The 20,953-nt window shown below is 48.9% G+C and carries 18 protein-coding genes; 13 read left to right on the forward strand and 5 right to left on the reverse strand.

What is annotated here, in order from left to right; genetic code table 11:
- Positions 1 to 313 precede the first annotated feature (313 nt).
- From HXW94_RS13485 to HXW94_RS13505, 5 genes are all read left to right on the forward strand, one after another.
- Complete coding sequence (locus HXW94_RS13485) at positions 314 to 559, forward strand: ribbon-helix-helix domain-containing protein (RefSeq protein WP_178367429.1); 246 nt, start codon at positions 314 to 316, stop codon at positions 557 to 559.
- Complete coding sequence (locus tag HXW94_RS13490) at positions 553 to 906, forward strand: type II toxin-antitoxin system PemK/MazF family toxin (protein WP_178367430.1); 354 nt, start codon at positions 553 to 555, stop codon at positions 904 to 906. The genes HXW94_RS13485 and HXW94_RS13490 overlap by 7 nt, the downstream gene beginning before the upstream one ends.
- A 153-nt stretch (positions 907 to 1,059) precedes the next feature.
- A complete protein-coding gene (locus HXW94_RS13495; protein ID WP_218576718.1) occupies positions 1,060 to 1,464 on the forward strand; it encodes a DUF1622 domain-containing protein in 405 nt (134 codons plus the stop codon).
- 187 nt (positions 1,465 to 1,651) lie between these two features.
- The gene (locus HXW94_RS13500) at positions 1,652 to 2,503 is read left to right on the forward strand and encodes a sirohydrochlorin cobaltochelatase (protein ID WP_178367432.1); all 852 of its coding nucleotides are present in this window, start codon (positions 1,652 to 1,654) and stop codon (positions 2,501 to 2,503) included.
- A gap of 31 nt (positions 2,504 to 2,534) precedes the next feature.
- Positions 2,535 to 2,765 (forward strand): hypothetical protein, encoded by a 231-nt coding sequence (locus tag HXW94_RS13505; protein WP_178367433.1) that lies wholly within the window; start codon positions 2,535 to 2,537, stop codon positions 2,763 to 2,765.
- A 113-nt stretch (positions 2,766 to 2,878) separates the two neighbouring features.
- On the opposite strand, the gene HXW94_RS13510 is transcribed toward HXW94_RS13505, so the two are convergent.
- Together HXW94_RS13510 and HXW94_RS13515 are read right to left on the reverse strand one after the other, a co-directional pair.
- A complete protein-coding gene (locus HXW94_RS13510) occupies positions 2,879 to 3,244 on the reverse strand; it encodes a CGGC domain-containing protein (protein ID WP_178367434.1) in 366 nt (121 codons plus the stop codon).
- 391 nt (positions 3,245 to 3,635) lie between these two features.
- Positions 3,636 to 4,397 (reverse strand): SagB/ThcOx family dehydrogenase, encoded by a 762-nt coding sequence (locus HXW94_RS13515; RefSeq protein ID WP_178367435.1) that lies wholly within the window; start codon positions 4,395 to 4,397, stop codon positions 3,636 to 3,638.
- Positions 4,398 to 4,595: 198 nt separating this feature from the next.
- On the opposite strand from HXW94_RS13515, the gene HXW94_RS13520 reads away from it, so the two are divergent.
- From HXW94_RS13520 to HXW94_RS13555, 8 genes are all read left to right on the forward strand, one after another.
- Positions 4,596 to 5,069 (forward strand): outer membrane lipoprotein, encoded by a 474-nt coding sequence (locus tag HXW94_RS13520; protein WP_178367436.1) that lies wholly within the window; start codon positions 4,596 to 4,598, stop codon positions 5,067 to 5,069.
- A gap of 156 nt (positions 5,070 to 5,225) precedes the next feature.
- The gene (gene typA / locus HXW94_RS13525; RefSeq protein ID WP_178367437.1) at positions 5,226 to 7,076 is read left to right on the forward strand and encodes a translational GTPase TypA; all 1,851 of its coding nucleotides are present in this window, start codon (positions 5,226 to 5,228) and stop codon (positions 7,074 to 7,076) included.
- Between the two features lie 181 nt (positions 7,077 to 7,257).
- Complete coding sequence (locus HXW94_RS13530) at positions 7,258 to 8,802, forward strand: ATP-binding protein (protein WP_178367438.1); 1,545 nt, start codon at positions 7,258 to 7,260, stop codon at positions 8,800 to 8,802.
- Positions 8,803 to 9,115: 313 nt separating this feature from the next.
- Entirely contained in the window at positions 9,116 to 9,454 is a 339-nt protein-coding gene (locus tag HXW94_RS13535; RefSeq protein WP_178367439.1) for a helix-turn-helix domain-containing protein, read from the forward strand.
- The gene (locus tag HXW94_RS13540; RefSeq protein WP_178367440.1) at positions 9,444 to 10,121 is read left to right on the forward strand and encodes a type II toxin-antitoxin system HipA family toxin; all 678 of its coding nucleotides are present in this window, start codon (positions 9,444 to 9,446) and stop codon (positions 10,119 to 10,121) included. Before HXW94_RS13535 ends, HXW94_RS13540 begins: the two co-directional genes overlap by 11 nt.
- 71 nt (positions 10,122 to 10,192) lie before the next feature.
- The gene (gene tsaA / locus HXW94_RS13545; RefSeq protein ID WP_178367441.1) at positions 10,193 to 10,669 is read left to right on the forward strand and encodes a tRNA (N6-threonylcarbamoyladenosine(37)-N6)-methyltransferase TrmO; all 477 of its coding nucleotides are present in this window, start codon (positions 10,193 to 10,195) and stop codon (positions 10,667 to 10,669) included.
- A gap of 32 nt (positions 10,670 to 10,701) precedes the next feature.
- Positions 10,702 to 14,895 carry a hypothetical protein gene (locus HXW94_RS13550; RefSeq protein WP_246294017.1) on the forward strand — a complete coding sequence of 1,398 codons (4,194 nt, stop codon included), beginning with the start codon at positions 10,702 to 10,704 and terminating at the stop codon, positions 14,893 to 14,895.
- A 64-nt stretch (positions 14,896 to 14,959) separates the two neighbouring features.
- On the forward strand, positions 14,960 to 17,116 hold the full coding sequence (locus HXW94_RS13555; RefSeq protein ID WP_178367442.1) for a response regulator: 2,157 nt from the start codon (positions 14,960 to 14,962) through the stop codon (positions 17,114 to 17,116).
- Positions 17,117 to 17,156: 40 nt separating this feature from the next.
- On the opposite strand, the gene HXW94_RS13560 is transcribed toward HXW94_RS13555, so the two are convergent.
- From HXW94_RS13560 to HXW94_RS13570, 3 genes are all read right to left on the reverse strand, one after another.
- Positions 17,157 to 17,993: an ATP-binding protein gene (locus HXW94_RS13560; RefSeq protein ID WP_178367443.1), complete on the reverse strand. Its 837-nt coding sequence runs from the start codon at positions 17,991 to 17,993 to the stop codon at positions 17,157 to 17,159.
- Between the two features lie 329 nt (positions 17,994 to 18,322).
- On the reverse strand, positions 18,323 to 20,080 hold the full coding sequence (locus HXW94_RS13565; protein WP_178367444.1) for a caspase family protein: 1,758 nt from the start codon (positions 20,078 to 20,080) through the stop codon (positions 18,323 to 18,325).
- On the reverse strand, positions 20,077 to 20,943 hold the full coding sequence (locus tag HXW94_RS13570; protein ID WP_178367445.1) for an OmpA family protein: 867 nt from the start codon (positions 20,941 to 20,943) through the stop codon (positions 20,077 to 20,079). The genes HXW94_RS13565 and HXW94_RS13570 overlap by 4 nt, the downstream gene beginning before the upstream one ends.
- Positions 20,944 to 20,953: the final 10 nt, after the last annotated feature.

Genomic DNA, 20,953 nt, shown 5'->3' on the forward strand with positions numbered 1-20,953 from the left:
GAGGCTTGAAGTTCATTAGTTTCTTATTTATAACAGGAAATATTGGTTGGATAAAGGAACTTTTCTCGTTTCAATTGTTTATGTTTTAAATTTTTTCATTTGCTCTTTAAAATGATCGAACCCCAAGTATACTATTAAATTTGCATTTGATTGTGAATAATGCCAGGTTCCTTATTTTGCCGTGGATTCAATCGAAAAATTTGGCATCTGAGGGGGGAAAGGAGCTGCGAAGCTCCTGACCTACCCGATCTTACAAAGTATTGACGCCTTTCATACTAAATATTATACTAAAACAAATAATAGAGGGATCAATATGCCGAACGTAAAAACAGCCATTTCTATAGAAAAACCCATTTTCGAAAAAATAAATATAATTGCAAAAAGACTTAATGTTTCAAGAAGTTATATATTTTCTCAAGCAGCAAAAGAGTATATCCAACGCTATCAAAATATGGAGCTGCTTCAACAGTTAAACGAAGTTTATGATGATCAACAAACTGACTCTTTAGTTCAAAAAATGCGTCCTAAACACAAAGAACTGCTGAATGATCAATGGTAAAACAAGGTGAAATCTACTGGATTGATTTTGGAGAGCCTCAAGGGTCAGAACCCGGCTATCGTCATCCACATCTTGTGGTTCAAAACAATCTTTTTAACCAGAGTCGAATAAACAGCGTCGTTGTTTGTTCCCTTACATCAAACCTAAGAATTGGAAACGCTCCAGGGAATGTTACTCTTCGAAAAGGGGAAGCAAACATCCCTAAAAAAAGTGTTGTGAATATTTCACAAATTTATACGGTAAACAAAACTGATTTGATAGAAAAAATTGGAACTCTTTCAAAAAAACGTTTTGAAGAAGTATTGCAAGGCCTCAGCCTATTGCTTGAGCCACGAGAGGTTGATTGAAAATTAGCCCAATCGGGATAGGACTCCCCATCACTGAGGAGCCCTCCCACACCACCCGACATACGGATCTCGTACCAAGGCGGTTCGGCTGGTGTTAACAAAATCGGCTGCAGGTTATCCCACCGATTTACCGGGTTTTGTGCAGAGTCTAAAATGGGATCGGACCAAGCAAATCCTTGCAACCCACTGTTAATAAACAATACTATGAAATTTACTGAAATTATATCGATAGCAGGATACTCCATTGAGGTTATTGGAGTCGTTGTTGTGATCATTGGGACGATCCTGTCTTCTATTGCATTTATCCGTTCGTTTCGCCAGTTACCGGAAGGCGTTGCTTATTTTACATACCGAAGACAATTAGGGCGATCTATTATTCTAGGATTAGAGTTCTTAGTTGCCGGAGATATTATACGAACGGTAATCGTATCGGCTACGATAGAAAACGTAACTGTCCTTGGAATAATTGTATTAATACGTACTTTTCTTGGCTGGACGCTTCATGTTGAAGTTGAGGGAAGATGGCCTTGGCAAAATGCCGATAAAGATGCTGAATAATTTAAGCTCGCCGAATCTGTAATCCTAATCCGGGGTACCTTACGATTTAAAAAATTAGGTAAGGCGTCCTTGGATTTAATTTAACAGTATAGGAATTTCCAGTACCCAGCACCCAGCACCTGACAACCCGCCCGAAGGGCGCTAAGTTCACAACTTATTGGAACGTTAATATAGAAAGGATATGATAATGCATCAGTATGGTTACATTGGCCGCAAATTTCGGCTGCCGAAGCTTAAAGATAAACCGGCAATCATTATTGCAACGTTTGGCTCTTCTTCCAGGGGGCAGGCAGCCATGGACGCAGTCGAAGCCCAGCTTGCCGAAAATTTTGCCGGCCATCAGATATACTGGGCCTATACATCCGAGATCATCCGTAGAAAAAAAGGGCTGCCAAGCCTTCTGGAAACCCTGGCCAAAGTGGAGTCTGACGGGTATCGCAAAGCCGTTGTTCAGCCGTTGCATGTTTTTCCCGGCACAGAGTATCAGCAGGTCCGGGAGTCTTGTTTATATTTTCCCGGGTTACGGGTGATATTGGGTGAAACCCTGTGCCACCGGTGGTCTTTTATCGAAGCGGTCCTGGAAGAGGTGTCAGCGGATTTTCTCACCGGAAAAAACCAGATCAACCTGCTTGCCCTGCATGGCACCCCTTTGGCGGCCGATCCGGTGAACACGATCTATATCGGCATCAGTCATCTTGTCTCGGGGATGTATGACAATATTTATGCGGCTACGGTTGAAGGGGTTCCCAATTTTCAAAGCATTGCCAACCAGATCAAAAAAGACCATGCCCGAACACCGTTTACCCGGATTCGCCTGATCCCCATGATGTTTCTGGCCGGCATGCATGTGGAAGATGACCTTATGGGTGAAAAAGACAGCTGGCGTACCACATTTGAAGACCTGGGAATAAAGGTGGACTGCCCCACCATCACCTGCGGCGGTCAGGAATATTTCAAGGGCCTGGCATATAGAAAAGCGTGCATTCAATTTTTCTGTCACAGGCTTAAGCGGGCGCTTGATCTTATGAAACATTATTAAGGCTCGTAACCCATAAATCAAGGAAAACCCAATGACGAATCTGTTTATCCTCGCCCTGGCTGCAGGGCTTGCAATCTTGCCGGCCTGCCGGACCTGTCCGGCAAACCCGACCCGTCAACCGTCACCGGCCCCGTATAAGAACGCGGTCCGGTGCGGGCGCATTTCATCCCCGGACCCCGGATCAGACCTGGGAGACGACGTTTTCAAATCCACCGCAGCAGATCAGCCTGCCGTCCCCCTTACACACCATGATCCAGCGTGAGGCATTGGGGCTTGACCAGACAAATGGGAATATTTTTATTACATCGGAAAAAGCCCTTGCGCCCATCTATGTGGTTGAGCCCCAATGCCCCTAAGTACTCACCTGAACACGATTTAAGCAAAAATATTTTCGGGTTTGTAGGGATGGGTTCCCTCAATGACTTCAACCCCTGATTTTGCCTTAATTTTTTTAATGAGTGTCTCTTTATGGGGACAGTGATCAGTGATACAGGGGGCAATATGAACCTTGGTTACTTTTTCGCCCATGGGCTTATTCCACAGACTGACCTGGGCCAGCCGGGTGACAATGGTTGCCCCGGGACAATCACCGCAGTTGAGCATCCCCATAATCTCTGCGTCCTTGTCTTTATAAGCCGCGAATTCACCCTCTTTGCGGTTGAATCCCACCAGGCATCTGCTGCACCCGATACAAACGTCATCCATGGCTTTTTTACAACCAACAATTAATATTTTTTCCATTCTCATCTTTCCTTTGCTGTTGGGGTTTAAAATTTTGTTCGAGGTCACTGGGACGTAACTAAATAGCAATCAGCAATAATTGTACCATATAAAAATAACAATGAAATATATCTAATAAATTTATATTTTTCAGTGTATTTTAAGGCCCATAATCAAAATAAACGATCCCATATGGTTTGCCTTTTCATCCGTCTTCTTCGTTGTGACAATGAATACACATTTCAATATGCTACCATTGCCACGCCTTGAATACGAATGAAAATTCTAAAGCATATTTTGGAAGATTTTATTCCGATCATGGGCCTAATTGAATCCAAATGGTCTTCATTTTTCCGAAACAAAAACCGTATCATCAATCAGAACCGCCAAGTCGCACAGGTGCGACCCTTATTCAACGTCTTACTTTTCCCACAGGCGCAAGATATATCGCAAATTCCTCTTCACCATCAAGGCCGAGCAGTTCATCTAATTCCTCCTGATCATAAGCCGCAATCGCACAGGTTCCGGCATCAATCGCTTCACAGGCAAGGTATAGATTCTGGCACACATGACCGGCATCCAGCGCGATAACCTTATGGGCTGCCAGCCCATACCGCCATTCCATTCGATAGGGTACGGCAGACCAGATGAATGTAACGGCGGATTTACCCGGATAAGATTGGTTAAGGGACGCAATGATCATTTTTTGTGACAACAGGTCATCTTTGAATTCAAATACGAGTTGATGGGAAAGGGGTAAATATCTGTACACGCCGGCATCAATGTCATCCACATTAAAAACGGCAAGATACGTTTCAAGGGCATGGCGACAGCCCGCAGAAGGCACATTTCTGTATGCATGGCCGTGGAATCTTTTCCCCCTGACGCCCTGGGTACACCATAACAGGTATGCCAGTTCTTTTAATGACAGGCTTTGATCTCGATATACCCGGTGGCTTTTTCTATTGCCGATGGCGTGTGTAATATCTGCCTGAAAAATCCCATGCCATTCATCAGGACCGGGAAGATCTATTAAGGTGGCGCCCTCAGGGTACGGCTTTTCAATGGGCGGGGCCGGCACGCCCTGGTTTTGGTCTGTCAATTGGAAAGCAATTGTTTTACGGATACTGTCTTTGAGGAAGTATCGATACGTTTTAAGAATGTCATCCGTCATGATTTCCCTCCCGAAAAATTGATTTTGAAAAGATTTAATTATCAGTTATCCATAGTTTACAGCATATGTTCCTGATTTCATATCTAAACATCATTCAGAACCAACTTTTGGGAATTGACTTTTTCTCATACAATGTTTACTTCCTTTTGCCGCCTGTAGGCGGTATAATAGCAAGAAACCAGAAACAAGAGGCAAAATATGAATAGAAGCGAATCAGGAATAAAATTTATTTTTTGCATCATGGCTGCAGCAATGCTGACCATGGCTGGATGCGCGTCATCAAGCTCCAATGTATATACCCATGAACAGGCCATGCAGGCCCAGACCGTGGATACAGGAACTGTGGCATCTGTAAAATCGGTCATCATCCAGGCCTCAAAGCCTCCGGTTGCCGGTGGTGCCATCGGTGGTGTGACCGGCGGTGTGATCGGCAGCACCATCGGCCAGGGCCATGGCCGGGATTTGGCTACCATTGGCGGTGCTCTGGCAGGTGCGGCCGTTGGCGCAGCCATTGAACATAAGGCAGGAACCAAAAACGGTTTTGAAATTGTTGTTAACCTTGACAGTGGGAGAACCATTGTGGTGGTCCAGGAGGCCGATGTACCCATCTCTCCCGGGGACAGGGTACGGGTGTTGACAGCCCCGGACGGCACCACCCGAATATCTAAATAGTTTGAACGAAAAATCATCCACCTGCGGCGTTGCAGAAAAGTTTACAATCCTCACATACTCAAGTATGCGCCGGTTGAAAATTTTTCTGCGCCTTGCATCCGGGCAATTTTTCGTCCAAACACAACTTTCCGTTCAGACATTAAGTTCTAGGAGAATATGAAAAAAAACAGTGAAGTAAATGATAAATTAAGAAATGTTGCCATTATTGCCCATGTTGACCATGGGAAAACCACGCTGGTGGATGCCATGTTTAAACAGAGCGGGATGTTCCGGGAAGGCCAGGCTGTGGATGACCGGCTCATGGACTCCATGGATCTTGAGCGGGAGCGGGGAATTACCATTGCCGCTAAAAACTGCTCGGTCACCTGCAACGGGGTAAAGATCAATATTATTGACACCCCGGGCCATGCCGATTTCGGCGGTGAGGTGGAGCGCGCTCTTTCCATGGCGGATTCCGCCATTCTGCTGGTGGATGCCTCCGAAGGGCCTTTGCCCCAGACCCGGTTTGTGCTCAAGAAAACCTTTGATGCAGGTCTTCCCGTGCTTGTGATCATCAACAAAATAGACCGCAAGGATGCCCGGCCCGACGCGGTGCTGGATATGGTCTATGACCTCTTTATCGACCTTGGCGCCACGGACGAACAGCTGGATTTCACCTATCTCTACGCCATTGGCCGGGACGGAATTGTCAAGCGGGAACTGGAAGAAGAGGTGGATAACCTGAAAGTACTTTTTGATATCATTATCAATGAGATGCCGCCACCTTCCTATGATCCTGACGCACCTTTCCAGATGCTGGTGTCGGATCTTGGCTATTCTGATTACCTGGGGCGCCTTGCCATTGGCAAGGTATTCAACGGATCTGCCGCCTCCAACGCATCTTTGGTATGCATGGATGAGGACGGTGGCCAAAACCAACTCAAGGTCTCTAAACTCCAGTCCTATGAAGGCATGACGCTGGTGCCGGTAGATCAGGCAGACACCGGAGATATCATCGTTTTGGCAGGCATTGAGGATGTGAAAATCGGTGACACCATTTGCACCCGGGAAAATCCCCTGGCCTTGCCCAGAATCTCAGTGGACGAACCCACGGTGTTCATGCGGTTTGCCATTAACACCTCCCCCTTTGCCGGCAAAGAAGGTAAAAACGTTCAGTCCAGGAAAATCCGGGAGCGCCTGCTCAAGGAAACCCTGCTCAACGTGGCCATTGAGGTGGAGGAGAGTACCGATGACGACAGCTTTATTGTCAAGGGACGCGGGGAACTCCAGCTGGCCATCCTCATTGAAACCATGCGCCGGGAAGATTTTGAAGTGTGTGTGGGGCGGCCCAAGGTCATTTACCGTGAAGAAAACGGCCAAACCCTGGAACCCATCGAACATCTGTTTGTGGACTGCGATGAAAATTTCATGGGTGTGGTCACCGAAAAACTGTCCGTGAGAAAGGGCAAAATGACCAACCTGGTGAATAACGGCAAGGGCCGGGTCCACATGGAGTTTTCTATTCCGTCGCGCTCCCTGATCGGATACCGGGACGAGTTCATGACCGACACCCGGGGCACGGGCATCCTGAACTCCTACCTGTCCGGGTATGAACCCCATCGCGGGGAGTTTCCCGTGCGCTACACCGGCTCTATTGTGTGCGACCGCCAGGGCAAGGCCGTGCCCTATGCCCTGTTCAACCTGGAACCCCGGGGGCGGCTGTTCATCTCACCGGGCACTCCCGTATACGAAGGCATGGTAATTGGCGAACACAACCGCCATGCCGATATTGACGTCAATGCCTGCAAGGAAAAAAAGCTGACTAACATGCGGGCTTCCGGAAAAGACGAGGCCACTATCTGTTCTCCGGTTAAACCCATGACTCTGGAAGAGGCCATCCATTTTATCAGGGACGATGAAATGGTTGAGGTGACGCCCTTATCCATCCGCATCCGCAAGGTGGAACTTAATGCCGGCAAACGCCATATCCTGGCCGGAAAACTCAAGAAAAAGGAGGGCGAGGCCTGATATACTTGTGGCGGGCTTGGTTCTAATTTCGTCCATTGCGTAGGTTGGGTTGAGGAACGAAACCCAACAACTGATTGGTGTTGGGTTTCGTTCCTCAACCCAACCTACCGAAATTGCTTTGGCCCCAAATATGCTCAAGGCCCTTTATGGCGCTTGTGAAATTCCCAGGGGACTATCACTTATGATAAAAAAACTACCGATTGGCATTGATGATTTTCAGGAGATAATATCAGGCAATTATTGCTATGTGGATAAAACTGATTTGATTCATAATCTGGTGGATCAGGGGAAATACTATTTCCTGTCCAGGCCGCGCCGCTTCGGCAAGAGTTTGCTCATGGACACGATCGCCCAGGCCTTCATAGGCAAAAAAGAGCTTTTCAAGGGACTGTATCTTGAAAGTAACTGGGACTGGGATGAAAAATATCCTGTCATCCGTATTGATTTTGCAGGAGGGGTGTTAACCTCGCGCCGACAACTGGATACGACTATCATTGAAATGCTCAATAATGATGCTGAATCCAGAGGACTTGCTTTGAAAAACACTGAGATACACCTGGCGTTCTCCGAGCTGATCACCAGCATCCGCAGACAGGTAGGTCAAAGGCCCGTGGTTCTGGTGGACGAATACGATAAACCCATCCTCGACAATATCACTGAGCAGGAGACTGCAGCAAAAATCAGGGAAGGACTTCGTCATTTTTACTCAGTACTCAAGGCCAAAGGCGGGGATCTGAAATTCGTCATGCTCACAGGCGTATCCAAGTTTTCAAAAGTCTCCCTTTTCTCCGGCCTGAATAACCTTGAGGATATCACCCTTGACCCTGCCTTCGGCACCCTTTGCGGATACACCCAGAATGACCTGGAAACCGTGTTCTCGGAATATATCCGGGGCCTGGACAAAGATAAAATAAGGGAATGGTATAATGGATACAATTTTCTTGCCGAGCCGGTTTATAATCCCTTTGACGTGCTTTTATATCTGAAAAAGCGGGAATTCAAACCCTATTGGTTTGAAACCGGCACCCCAAGTTTTTTACCCCGTCTGCTGCGGGAAAGGGCCATACCCGCACACGCCCTGGAAGGTATTCGGATCAGTGACACATTTATGGGAAGTTTTGATGTGGATGCCATTGAACCCCAACCCCTTCTTTTCCAGACCGGTTATTTAACCATTAAAGCGGCAAAGGCATATCCGGGGGGGATATATTATAAACTCGGTTTCCCCAACCATGAAGTCAGATATGCCTTCAATAACGCATTGCTCAAAGATCTGGGCCGGGCGGAAAACGAACAGGATAAAAACAAACTGGACTTGTTTGATGCCCTGGAAGCCAACAGTCTGGACAGCCTGAAGGACATTTTTCATGCCTTTTTCGCCTCTATTCCCCACGACTGGTACCGGAAAAACGAAATGGCCGGTTATGAAGGCTATTACTGCTCAGTCGTCTACTGTTATTTCACGCCCCTGGGGCTGGATGTCCGGGCCGAGGAATCCACCAGTCACGGCCGCATGGATATGAGGGTCCGTTTCCAAGACCGGGTGTATCTCATCGAATTCAAAGTCAACGAATTGGCTGCCAGGCCGGCCGGGGCCCTGGCGCAAATCAAAGAAAACAAATACCACGAAAAATACGCCGAAAAGGAAATCTGGCTCATCGGTGTTGAGTTCAGCAAATCCGACCGGAACATCACCCGATTTGAGTGGGAAAAAGCGGTATTTTAGAATTGCTGCGTTTTCATACAAAATATTGAAACGCTTTTTTTCTTGTGGCATAGTTAAATAAATCACCAAAATCAGTGCGTGGACTTGGGTCAAACCTTCTGCTCGGCTATATCCCCCGTTCGGCTGAACTCCTTGCTCATCTCACTTTTATAGTCAATGACAAATAATGCATTATATATGGGTCATAATAATATTATGGGGTCTATATATAGATCAAAATATCATTTGACAAGCTGATCTAAACATAATAGCCTTGGTCTATAAAAAGAACGTATTATCATATTATGATCTATATATAAACCAAAGGGAAGGTATGCCAAAATCTATCAAACGCACCTACTCACAGTATAGCAAGGATGCAGTAACCTTGCTCGGCGCGTTTATCCGAGAAGCACGGAATGAGCGTAACCTTACTGCTCAAGAATTGGCGGATCGTGCTGGTATTTCCAGAGGGCTGCTCCAACGTATCGAAAAAGGTAACCTCAAATGTGAAATTGGAGCCGTTTTCGAAGTGGCAACCATTGTTGGCATCAAGCTGTTTGAGGCTGATGGAAACGCTTTGACCAAACAGCTTCGTCACACAAAGGAAAAGCTTGCGCTCATGCCAAAGTCTGTTCGTAAGAAGTACAAAAGAGTGAACGATGATTTCTAGAACAGGAAAAGAAGCCTTTGTTTGGATCTGGCTCCCCGGTGAAACCGAACCGATTGTGGCTGGGCGTCTTGAAGCTGATAACGACAATATCATGTTCAACTATGGCAAAAGCTACTTGGAGCGTGGCAATGTCGGCAAGTCTGCCATTGCAATTACAGAATATGTGCCGCGTAATGTAAAAAATGTCAGCATGGAAGAGTTGATTGCATCTGCAGAAAGAGTCGAGCAAGGAATTCCACTCACTCCGGAGTTGGATCAGGCGCTTTTTCATGCTAGCTCCATAGGCGGGGCCCGTCCGAAAGCCTTGGTTGAAGAAGGCGGTAAAAAATATGTGGCCAAGTTTTCGTCCAGCACAGATCTGTACAGCGTTGTGAAAGCTGAGTACATTGCCATGCGGTTAGCTGAATTGGCGGGATTGGATGTCGCACCCGTATCATTAAAAAAGGCAGCAAACAGGGATGTCCTTCTGATCAAGCGCTTTGATCGTGAACCAAAAGCTGGCAAGTGGGTTCGCAAGTCGATGGTTTCGGCCCTGACGCTGTTTGCTTTGGATGACATGATGGCGCGTTACGCCAGCTATGAAACCTTATCTGAAATTATCCGCCACCGTTTTGCCAATCCAAGACCGACACTCAAAGAGATGTTCTCCCGGCTTGTCTTTGCTTGACCTGTGCTTAACATGTTTTTCAACAACTATATGATAAAAGGAAAACAAACAGGATCATAAAGGAACGCTATATGCAGATAACTTATATCGGCACAATACAGACACCGTTTGAAGACCGCATCGGTATGCCAATCCAGCCCACCGGCGCCAAAGATGTTCAGGGCCGGGTTATCATCCACCCGGAGTATGAACAAGGCCTGTCGGACATTGACGGATTTTCCCATCTGATCCTGCTCTACCATTTTCACCAGTCCAAGGGATTTAATCTGGTGATCACCCCTTTTATGGATACCAAACCACGGGGGCTGTTCTCCACCCGGGCGCCCCGGCGTCCCAACCCCATAGGGCTGTCCATTGTCCGCCTGGTCGAAAGAAAAGAAAATACCCTTGATATTTTGGATATTGATGTTTTGAACAACACCCCGCTCATTGACATTAAACCTTATGTGCCGGGATTTGATGCCAAAACTGAAAATGTTCGGTCGGGGTGGCTGGAGGAAAACCAGGTCAAAGCCCAAACCATGACCTCAGACAGCAGGTTTATCTGATAGATGCAGCACCTTTCAAAAAGGACAATGTCATGACCATCCAGCGAAATATCGGCGCTATTTGTATATTGCTTATGGCTTGCGCCATCTTTCCGGCCGTATATGGCCAGGCCCATGCGAGACCTTCCGTTTACGTCCCCCAAGCCCTTGCCCCCTGGAAAGCATGGGTGCTGCACGGAAAAGAAGAGCAGTTGTCATGCATTCCCATGTACAACAATGCCGGACAGGTTCTTTGCGCCTGGCCGGGACAGTTAAATTTGAATCTGACAGACGGCGGGGGTACATTTAAACAGTCATGGCAGGTGTATGCCCGGACCCGGATTGATTTGCCGGGCTCCGGCCGAAACTGGCCCATGAATGTCTTTGCCGACGGCCGGCCTGCCGTGGTTCTGGATCGGGATAATACCCCGGGCATGATGCTTTCCCCGGGCCGTCATAGCATCAGTGGAAAATTTCACTGGCGGACCATGCCCGAAAAATTGAACATTCCGGTATCAACCGGTCTGGTAAGCTTAAGGGTAAATAGTCAACCCGTAAAGTTTCCGGACCTGGACGACAAGGGCCGGTTGTGGTTGAAACACAGGACCCGTGAAAAACGGGTGGAAGACCGGCTGAAAATTGAATGCTTCCGGCTCATCGAGGATGACATCCCGGCCCGGATGTCCGTTGATCTTACCCTGGAAGTGTCGGGACAGGCCCGGCAAATGGTGTTGGGACCGGTATATCAAAGCGATTCGTTCATCCCGGTATCCTTTGACAGCCCGCTGCCCGCCCGCCTGGAATCCGACGGCCGGATTACCATTCAGGTAAGGCCCGGACGTTATAAACTCGATCTTAATTTGCGCCATGCAGGGCCTTTGGAGACCGTGCGGTTCATCCGTCCGGACCAGCCATTCTGGCCCGATAAGGAGATCTGGTCCTTCAGTGCCCGAACCGACCTTAGACGGGTGCGGATTTCAGGGGCACAACCCATTGATCCCAAACAGACGGCCATGCCGGCAAAATGGCAATCCTTTCCAGCGTACCTGATGGCGCCTGACACCACACTGGCCTTCGAGCAGATTAAACGGGGCGATCCGGAACCCGCCCCGGACCAGCTCTCATTAGACCGGACCCTGTGGTTACGGTTTGACGGTGCAGGTTATTTTATCCAGGATAAAATCACGGGCAAAAAGAACACCAACTGGCGTCTGGAACTGGATCCGGCCATCCATCCGGGCCGGGTCCTTGTGGATGGTCAGGAGCAGTTGATCACCCAAAGAGAAGGTCGCGACAAAGCCGGTATTGAGCTGAGAAACGGCCGGATCAATATTGTGGCTGATGCCACCTATGAAAAAGGGATTGACCATGTTCCGGCAACCGGCTGGGATCATGATTTCAATGACGTAAAAGGCACGCTTAACCTGCCTGCGGGCTGGACCCTGATCAATGCCCGGGACGTGGACCGCATCCCCGGCACCTGGATGGGCAGATGGACCCTGCTGGATTTTTTTGTGCTCCTGATCTTTACCATTGCCCTGTCCCGGGTTTACTCAAAACCGTTAGCCATTCTGGCCTTCGTCACCCTGGTGCTTATCTTCCACGAACACCAGGCCCCCAAGTATATCTGGCTGGTGCTCCTGGTGGGGTTCACCTTGCTCAAACATCTGCCCGAGGGCCGGATGCGCACCTTTGTCAAGCTTTGTCAGGGTGTGGCGCTGATCTGTTTTGCCGCCATTGTGATTCCCTTTGCCATCCATACCCTGCGCATCGGCCTATACCCGGAACTGGCCAGGACATGGACCGACACCTCAAGTCGCGTCATCCGGTCAGAATCCCGGGACCAGGTGATGGAGATGGCGGACGGGGTCCGGAAACCGGCCGTGGCAAAAGCGGAACGGCAGGCCCTGTCCCCAAAAAAGCTGACGCGCCTGGGAGGCATGTATGAATCCATGTCCACGTCCAATGCGCCGTCATCAGCCGGCAGGTCCGCCCAGGTTATGCAATATGACCCCAAGGCCCGAACCCAGACAGGCCCGGGAATGCCTTTGTGGCCGGCTTATAAAACCATCCGCTTTTCCTGGTCCGGCCCTGTGAGCAAAGATCAGTCCATCGGGTTTTTTCTGATCGGGCCAAAGATCAACCTGGCCCTGGCCTTTTTGCGGGTCGCCTTTGTGGTGCTTTTGGGTGCAGGTATGCTCGGCATTGGCAAAGGCGGCATTAAAAAGACCGGTGCAACCGGTATCAAACAGATGGTTCCCGCTGTGTTTGCATTTATTTTGTGTCTTACACCGGTGGTGTCCCATGCCACAACACAATTTCCGCCAAAGTCCATGCTGGAAGAATTGGAAAAACGGCTGCTTGAAACGGATAACTGTTTTAATCACTGTGCAGATCTGCCCCTGGCATCCATTGATCTGAAAAAGGATGAGCTGAGGGTCAGGGTGGCGGTTCATGCCGCCATTGATACGGCAATACCCCTTCCCGGAGATGCCGGTCAGTGGCTGCCGTCACAGGTAACCGTGGACGGCCGGACCGCTGCCGGGATTTTTAAAAAAGCGGGTCAATTCTGGGTGATGGTCTCCAAAGGCCGTCACAAAATAGACCTTGGCGGCCCCATACGTCAGCAGAACGGTTTTCAGCTTTTTTTTCCGCTAAAGCCCCGGCACCTGGATATTGTCATGGACGGCTGGACCGTGGAGGGCAGTCATCCCGACGGCAGCTTTGATGCCCAGCTCCAGTTTAAACGAAACGCCCGGCCGGACGGTAACCATCAGCAGGTGCTTGAGACTGGTATTCTGCCTGCCTTTGCCAGGGTTGAACGGACCCTGCTGCTCGGACTTGTCTGGAAAGTAAATACCCGGGTCATCCGTGAAGGAGAAGAAACATCAAGCGTAAAACTTGACATCCCGTTACTTCCCGGCGAATCCATCATCACTCAGGGCATCCGGGTAGAGGGGAATACGGCAAAGGTCAATTTCCGGGCTGGACAGAAAACCCTTGCCTGGGAATCTTTTCTGGCATCCTCGGAAAAAATAGCGTTAAAACATGCCGATACCCGGGACTGGACCGAAATATGGAAGGTGGATGTCAGCCCTGTTTTCCACATGGCATACCAGGGAACCCCGGTGATTTTTCATAAAACCGGCACCCGGTGGTACCCCACCTGGCATCCCTGGCCCGGGGAGACCCTGACCATTACCGTGACCCGGCCCCAAGGTATTGAGGGGCAGACCATGACCATTGAAAAAAGCCTGTTGACTTTTTCACCGGGCAGGACAGCCACCACGGGCCGGCTGGATCTTACCATCAACAGCAGCCAGGGCGGGCGCCACACCATTACCCTGCCCGAAGAGGCCCGGCTGCAGGAGGTGAACATTCAAGGCCGGATTCGCCCCATCCGCCAGGATCAGAATCAGGTGACCCTGCCCATTGTTCCCGGACACCAGAAAATTATGCTCCAATGGGTGTCGGCCGTTGGTATTTCCGCCTTCTATAAAACACCGGTTGTGGATCTTGGCATGGACAGCGCCAACCCCTGTGTGGATATCAAACCCGGCAGCAGCCGGTGGCCCCTGTTTATGGGCGGAGAACCGGCGGTGGGCCCGGCCGTGCTGTTCTGGTCCGAACTGATCGTGATCCTGATCATTGCCTTGGTCCTGTCAAAAACCGGATGGACCCCGTTGAATCTGCTGCAGTGGTTTCTGCTGTTCATCGGCATCTCCATGAATCATCCGGCCGCCGCCATCATTGTGGCGGGCTGGCTCATTGCCCTGGATTTACGATCCAGAGCCGATCAGTTTACCGGCATGAAGTTCAACCTGGTCCAGCTGGGCATCGTGGCACTGACCCTGGCGTCGGGTGCGTGTCTGGTGTTCAGCATCTCCAACGGACTTTTAGGGCATCCGGATATGAACATCCGGGGCAATGGTTCCAGTGCCGACCTGCTGCGCTGGTACCATGATGTGTCAGGCCCTGTACTGCCCCGGGCCTGGATGGTATCCATTCCCATGTGGGCCTACCGGGTTGCCATGCTGGCCTGGGCGCTCTGGGTCTCCTTCTGGCTGATCAATATTCTAAAATGGGGATGGACCAGGTTTTGCATCCCTGTATTGTGGTCCAAAGTGACATGGCGTAACTCTATATTTCGTCAACACGCCCAACAGACAATGGCGGGCAGGCCCTGGGAACAAACCGGTCCTGACCCGGAAACGGATAACAGGCAGGACCCCGGGCCGAAAAAATGACGATAATCGAGGGTTGCTCCCATTTCTTACATCTTCACCACCATCTGATTAATTTTCTAATCAGATGGCAGATGACGCCGTCTCTGCGGTGGCGGCGATGCGCGATCAAATGCCCGTGTTTGAAAATCGCACACACAGTGTGCAGGATTTGGAATTAAAAATTAACAACCTGATCCAGTCCCTGATTGAAGACGGCATCCGCGCAGAGGCAGACCGCACGTTGATCCTTTATAAAATTGATGAAATTGAAAAACAGACCCGTCGGCTTCAGGAGCTCAAATCTCAACTGCATCAACGGCTGATCCGGCTGAGCATCATCACCGTGATTGTTACGGCACTGGTGTTGTTTATCCTCACCCGGATCATTGTAGAGCAGCCCTTAAAAAAACTTGCCGGGGTCATCGGTCAAATTCGTAAAGGCGGATCTCCGTTGATCCCCTACCAGGGCCGCTTTGATCAGGTGGGGTCCCTGGCAGGGGCGTTGCGCGCGTTTAACGATACGGTCATCAAACTCAAGCAATCTGAAAAGCGGCTCAAACAGGCCAAGATTGATGCAGAGGCCGGCAGCCTGGCTAAAGGACAGTTCCTGGCCAATATGAGTCACGAAATCCGGACCCCCATGAACGGGGTTATAGGAATGTTGTCCTTGCTGTCCGATACCCGGCTTGACGGGGAACAAAAGGACCTGGTGAAAATTGCCAAATCCAGTGCCAATTCCCTGTTGAGCATTATCAACGACATTCTCGATTTTTCTAAAATTGAAGCCGGAAAAATGGAGATGGAACTCCTGGATTTCAATCTCACGGATCTGATTGAAGAAATCACCCAGGTCATGAGCATCCACGCGGAAAAAAAACACCTTGAACTGACTTCATATATCCAGCCCGAAGTTCCCGCCATGGTCAAAGGAGATCCCGGCCGGATCAAACAGGTTATGATCAACCTGATCAATAATGCCGTCAAGTTTACCCCCAAAGGCAGCATTTCAATTTCAGTAGAACGGGTTCATGAGACCGGAGAAACGGTCTGGATAAGAGTAGCGGTAAAAGACATGGGACCCGGCATTCCCCCTGAGCGTGCAGAAAGCCTGTTCAAGGCCTTTTCCCAGCTGGACGCTTCGACCACGAGAAAACACGGCGGCACCGGTTTGGGGCTGGCCATCTCAAAGCAGCTGGTGGACCTGATGAACGGTGAGATCGGTGTGGATTGTGACAAAGCACCCGGCGCTGTGTTCTGGTTTACCCTGCCGATGGTCAGGCAGCCGCTCCAATATGAGGATACGGCCGGTACACAGGAAGCGGTGGCCCGGAACCATGTGCTGGTGGTGGATGATAATGCCGCCAACCGCCGCCTGCTAAGCGCATATCTTGAAAAATGGGGGTGTCGATGTGCCCTGGCGGAAAACGGCAGCCAGGCGTTGTCCCGGCTCAGGACGGCCGGGGAAGAAAACCTGCCGTTTGATATTGTCATCATCGACTACATGATGCCTGAAATGTCGGGAGATGTCCTGGGCCGGCAGATAAAGGCGGATCCAGCCTTCAAGGATATTCATATGATCCTGATGACCACCCGGGAACTGAGAAAAAACACGGCAAAAATGAAAGGCATCGGTTTTAGTGCTTTTTTATTCAAACCCATCAAACGGCAGGATCTTTTTCACTGTATTGCCCGGTGCTGCGTGCCTGGTTATACATCGGAAGATTCATCGGCGCAGGATGCGGCACTGGTCGGCCGGCACAGTTTTTCAGTGGACCCGGAAAGAGCGGTCAGGATTCTGGTGGTGGAAGACAACCCGATCAACCAGAAGGTGGCCGTCATGTCCCTGAATAAGATGGGCTATGATACGGATCTGGCTAAAAACGGCAAGGAAGCCGTGGAAGCTGTACGCAAATTTTCTTACGATATGGTGTTTATGGATATGCATATGCCGGAACTGGATGGCCTCGAAGCCACAAAAATCATTCGCTCGGACCCGGATATTCCCCGCCCTGATCTGCCCATTGTGGCGCTCACGGCCAGTGCAATGAAAGAGGACCGGGAAAAATGCCTGGATGCCGGTATGCATGACTACCTGTCCAAGCCCATTACCCCGCAGAAACTGATGCTCATGGTGGAAAAGTGGATCTCTGCTTCACCGGATCGGATTGGAACCTTTGCTCATAAAGACATGCGCTCTCCTGAAAAAAGCAGGCGTAAGGGTCATGGTCTTGTGGTGAATTAGGATAAAGGGGTCGGGCCATGGCCATTATGTGAGACAGTGGTTAGGGCAGAGGGCTCCAGTCAATCCTTGCCTTAAACATTTCGTCCCGGGCTTCCAGGTGTATGCTGAACCCGGGCATTGTGGCAATTTTTCTGAATACCATGGGGATACCCCTTCCCAACTGGTCGGCATATCTGTAGTTCTGCATGAATTTTAAGATGATGGGGTTCCGGCTGATGGAAATACCGGCTTTCATTTTTTCAATGGTCACGGTGTTGATCAGGCGGCCGGGGTTGGTGATCTCTATTCTTCCGGGTTGCATTTTTATATCTACAAAAAAAGGGCGTGAAAATTGAACCGGCAGACCTTCATCCGTCATTTCAAAACAGGTTATCACCAACAGTTTTCTCAAGCCGTAGTCAATACTTAGTATCCTGTTATTATTTTCCTGTTTCTGGTTTGCTATCTCGGTTTTATAGTCAATAATAACCTGGCCCTCAAATTTTTGGATCTGACGGCGAATATTATTTACATAATTGTATTTTGAAGCTAAATCGTGCTTTTTAAGGAAATCATAAGTCCACTCGTCAGGGTTCAAGGTTAACCCACAAAGATTATTATATAAAGCGCTGCGGTCAAGCTGAGACTTTAATATTCTTCCCATTGTCTCAAGCATACATCGCTTCACCCTTGAAGGCAGGTACGTATTAAAATCCACAATGGGTTCCAGTATTTTGTAAACCTTTAATCCTCTTCGACCTGAACTCAGCTCCTCGAGCACGCTTTCATCGTTCCACAGATGATTGATCTTTTCACACATCACAGGTGAAAGGCTTTTTAAGGTATGCCTGAAACTATCTATAAATTTGAGCGGATATGACAGCGTTGTGGTACTCATGGGTTCCTTTATCGCCTTTAGAACCGGTTAAAAATAGGATATTATATCAGAATTAACATGATACATGTGAATTTTTTTAAGTTTTGGTATAAAATAATGATAAAAATTTGCGAAATTTGTCATATTAAGACAATATTTGACTATATTTTTGCTAACAGTTAAAACCCCCCAAAAGTACAATATAGCCCTGATTTGAGGGTATTTTTATGGGTGATTTGCTTTTATTTCAATTGATTGCCGTGGTCCGACCCCATATAAGGCCATATAAGCCCGATATAAGTTATCTGCATATAGCGTTCCTTTATGATCCTGTTTGTTTTCCTGTTTCATTATTGCCGTCTTTCCGTTTTCAGCATTCTTGTAGTAGTCACCCCGTTTTTTTGTTGGTTGAGCATGGTCAAAAGGGTATTAAACAATGGATCTTCAGGAGAAAAAGATTCACCCATCAATGTTGGAATTTCTGGAGGCAGGGTCGGGAAAGCAAACACCTTTAAGTATTCCGTACCCAGAAATTCCCCGGTTACCCGGCAAACACCCGGCATATGGAGCCCTTGTCCCTTTTTGACGATGGCCGTTTCCGACGTATCATAGGGATAAACCACGTTAATGTTGCCGGCGTGGTCAATATTGATAAGCAGGATATAAGCATCAGACTGGGTCTCAATGGAAAATCCAAGCGAATCCCCTTCAAACAGTATCCCCTGCTTGCCAAGAATTTCAAGAAACACGTTAGAGCCGGAATTTGGCCACTGTATTTCCAGCAGTTTTTTGACCCTGACCTGGGCCTTGATCCGCTCCAGGACTTTAGAAGCGGGCAGTTCCGCCAGCAATCCGCCGTTGCCCAAATACAATTCAAATTTTTCTGTATCACTGTTATTGCCTGCACCGGCCGATGCGCTCTTTATCATCAGGTCAAAATCGTTTTCCGTACCCAGTTTGACTCCGGGAAGATCGGTGACAGCAGAGGTGAAACGCGTTGCCTTTCCCATAGCCGCGACTTTCAGTTGATCCCCAAGGCTTAATGGCTCCGGCCGGACTTGACCGCCCCGTTTGGCCTGAAAAACGGTATTATCCTTCATTGTGTGTTGGTCTTTCGGCACCAGAAGCCGGGGGGTGTGACTAAAATCCTGCGCTACTTTAAGCCGGACGCTTTTGTGAAGTTCCCGATAGGTGATTCTGCCGTTACCATCCAGATCCGCCGTTCCACTCAGACCGATGAGCAAGGCATTGGTCAATGCACCGTGGGCATTGCCGTCAAAGGTGGTATATCTTTGAGGTATATACTTGCTGCTCATGTCATTTGCCGGTTCTCCTTTTGACGATGCCGAGAGAAAAACCGTATTTTTATATGGATTTGGGGCTGAAGCCGACACCGGTTTTTCTTTAGAATCCGACGGGGTTTCGTCGATTAGAGAGGCCCCGATATTTTTTTTTGCATCAGTCCAAGGTATGGTCACATGCCGTGTTTTTGCCATATCGAGACTGCGAAAGGCATTTTCAGAATAACAGGCATCAAACACGCCGAAGATCCGCCGATCTTTATCCAAGCGCTCTATATGTGGCCGAATATCCCGGCGACCGATGATCAACCTGTCCATTATCTGGTCTGCACTGCCTTTGATGGAGAAATCAAAAGGCAGAACGGCACCGGTGTAAGGCGTGCCCATATCATCTATATTCATTTTCTGGAATTCCTTGTCCTGGGGACTTGTGCCATGTCCACTGAAGTAAATAAATACAAAATCATCGGGGGATGTCGTTTTATTAAGGTTATCTAGAGCGCTCAGTATTCTATCTTTAGTGGCCTGGGAATCGGTGAGCGATACAATGTTACCAGGATCAAATCCTAGTTCGGCAACCAGCAGCTTTTTCAATGCTGCCACATCATACACCGGACCCTCCAGCTGCGATCTCGGCGGCAGCCCCGGATATTCGCTGACCCCAATAAGCAGCGCATGATGAGCCGCCCAGGCCGGAAAAACAATGGCCAGGCACAGCACCAGGCCAATACACACGCCCATTAACCAGTTTGTTTTTCGGGAAGCCGTATTTAACATCCGGCCTCCTGTCCATGGTATTATTTTCATTGTACCACCACCTCCACCCGGCGGTTGGCTGCATAATGCCGCGCTGTAGTCTCCGGGGATATCAGCAGGCGGGTTTCGCCTTTTCCCTGGATTGATAGGGACAAATGGGATGTTAAGCTAGGAAATTGTCTGATTAAAAAACGTTTCACACTTTCCGCCCGTTTCATTGACAGTGACATATTATAGGATGCGTCACCCTGGCTGTCCGTATGACCGACAATATAAATGTGACTGCCTTTCAGCCTTTCGTTCATCAAGGCACGACCAAGTGCCCCAGCCTGTTGTTGGGCACCGTGGCTGGAAAGGTCATGGCTGCCCAGATCGAAATTGATGTAAAGGTCAATCCTAGGAGAGACGGAAAACCCCTTAGTGGATTCTGTCAATGCCCGGGCAATCTCGACCTGGGGAACATATTCTCCTGCCAGGGACAGGACAAGTTTTTGCAGATGGGCATCAACCTTGGGATTTTCGTGAAGCATCTGGGCCTGCCGGTAATGCCGGATCGCAAGATGCATTGCCTTCTGCGCTTCATAGCTCCCCCCGATCATAATCAAAGCATTGGCCTGCAGCCTGCCATCTTCTGTCGTGAGCTGGGCTTCTTTATAGGCCATTCGCGCTTCCTCATATTTTTTTTCTTTTTCAAGTGCTTGTCCCAGGTTAAAATAAATCTCAAAATCAGGACATAAATCAGCAGATTTTTCCAGGAGCCGAATTTTTTCTGGATTGTCGGTATGGTTCATTGCTTCATCATAAAGCTGTTTTGCATACCGGCATCCTTCGCTTGCCAAAGCAGGCGGCACAACCGCAACCCAACACAATACCGAAACCGCTAAACCCATCAAAGCGAAATAAATTTTTTTCATTTTGCTTGTT

Source organism: Desulfobacter latus (assembly GCF_013389365.1).
Classification (GTDB): domain Bacteria; phylum Desulfobacterota; class Desulfobacteria; order Desulfobacterales; family Desulfobacteraceae; genus Desulfobacter; species Desulfobacter latus.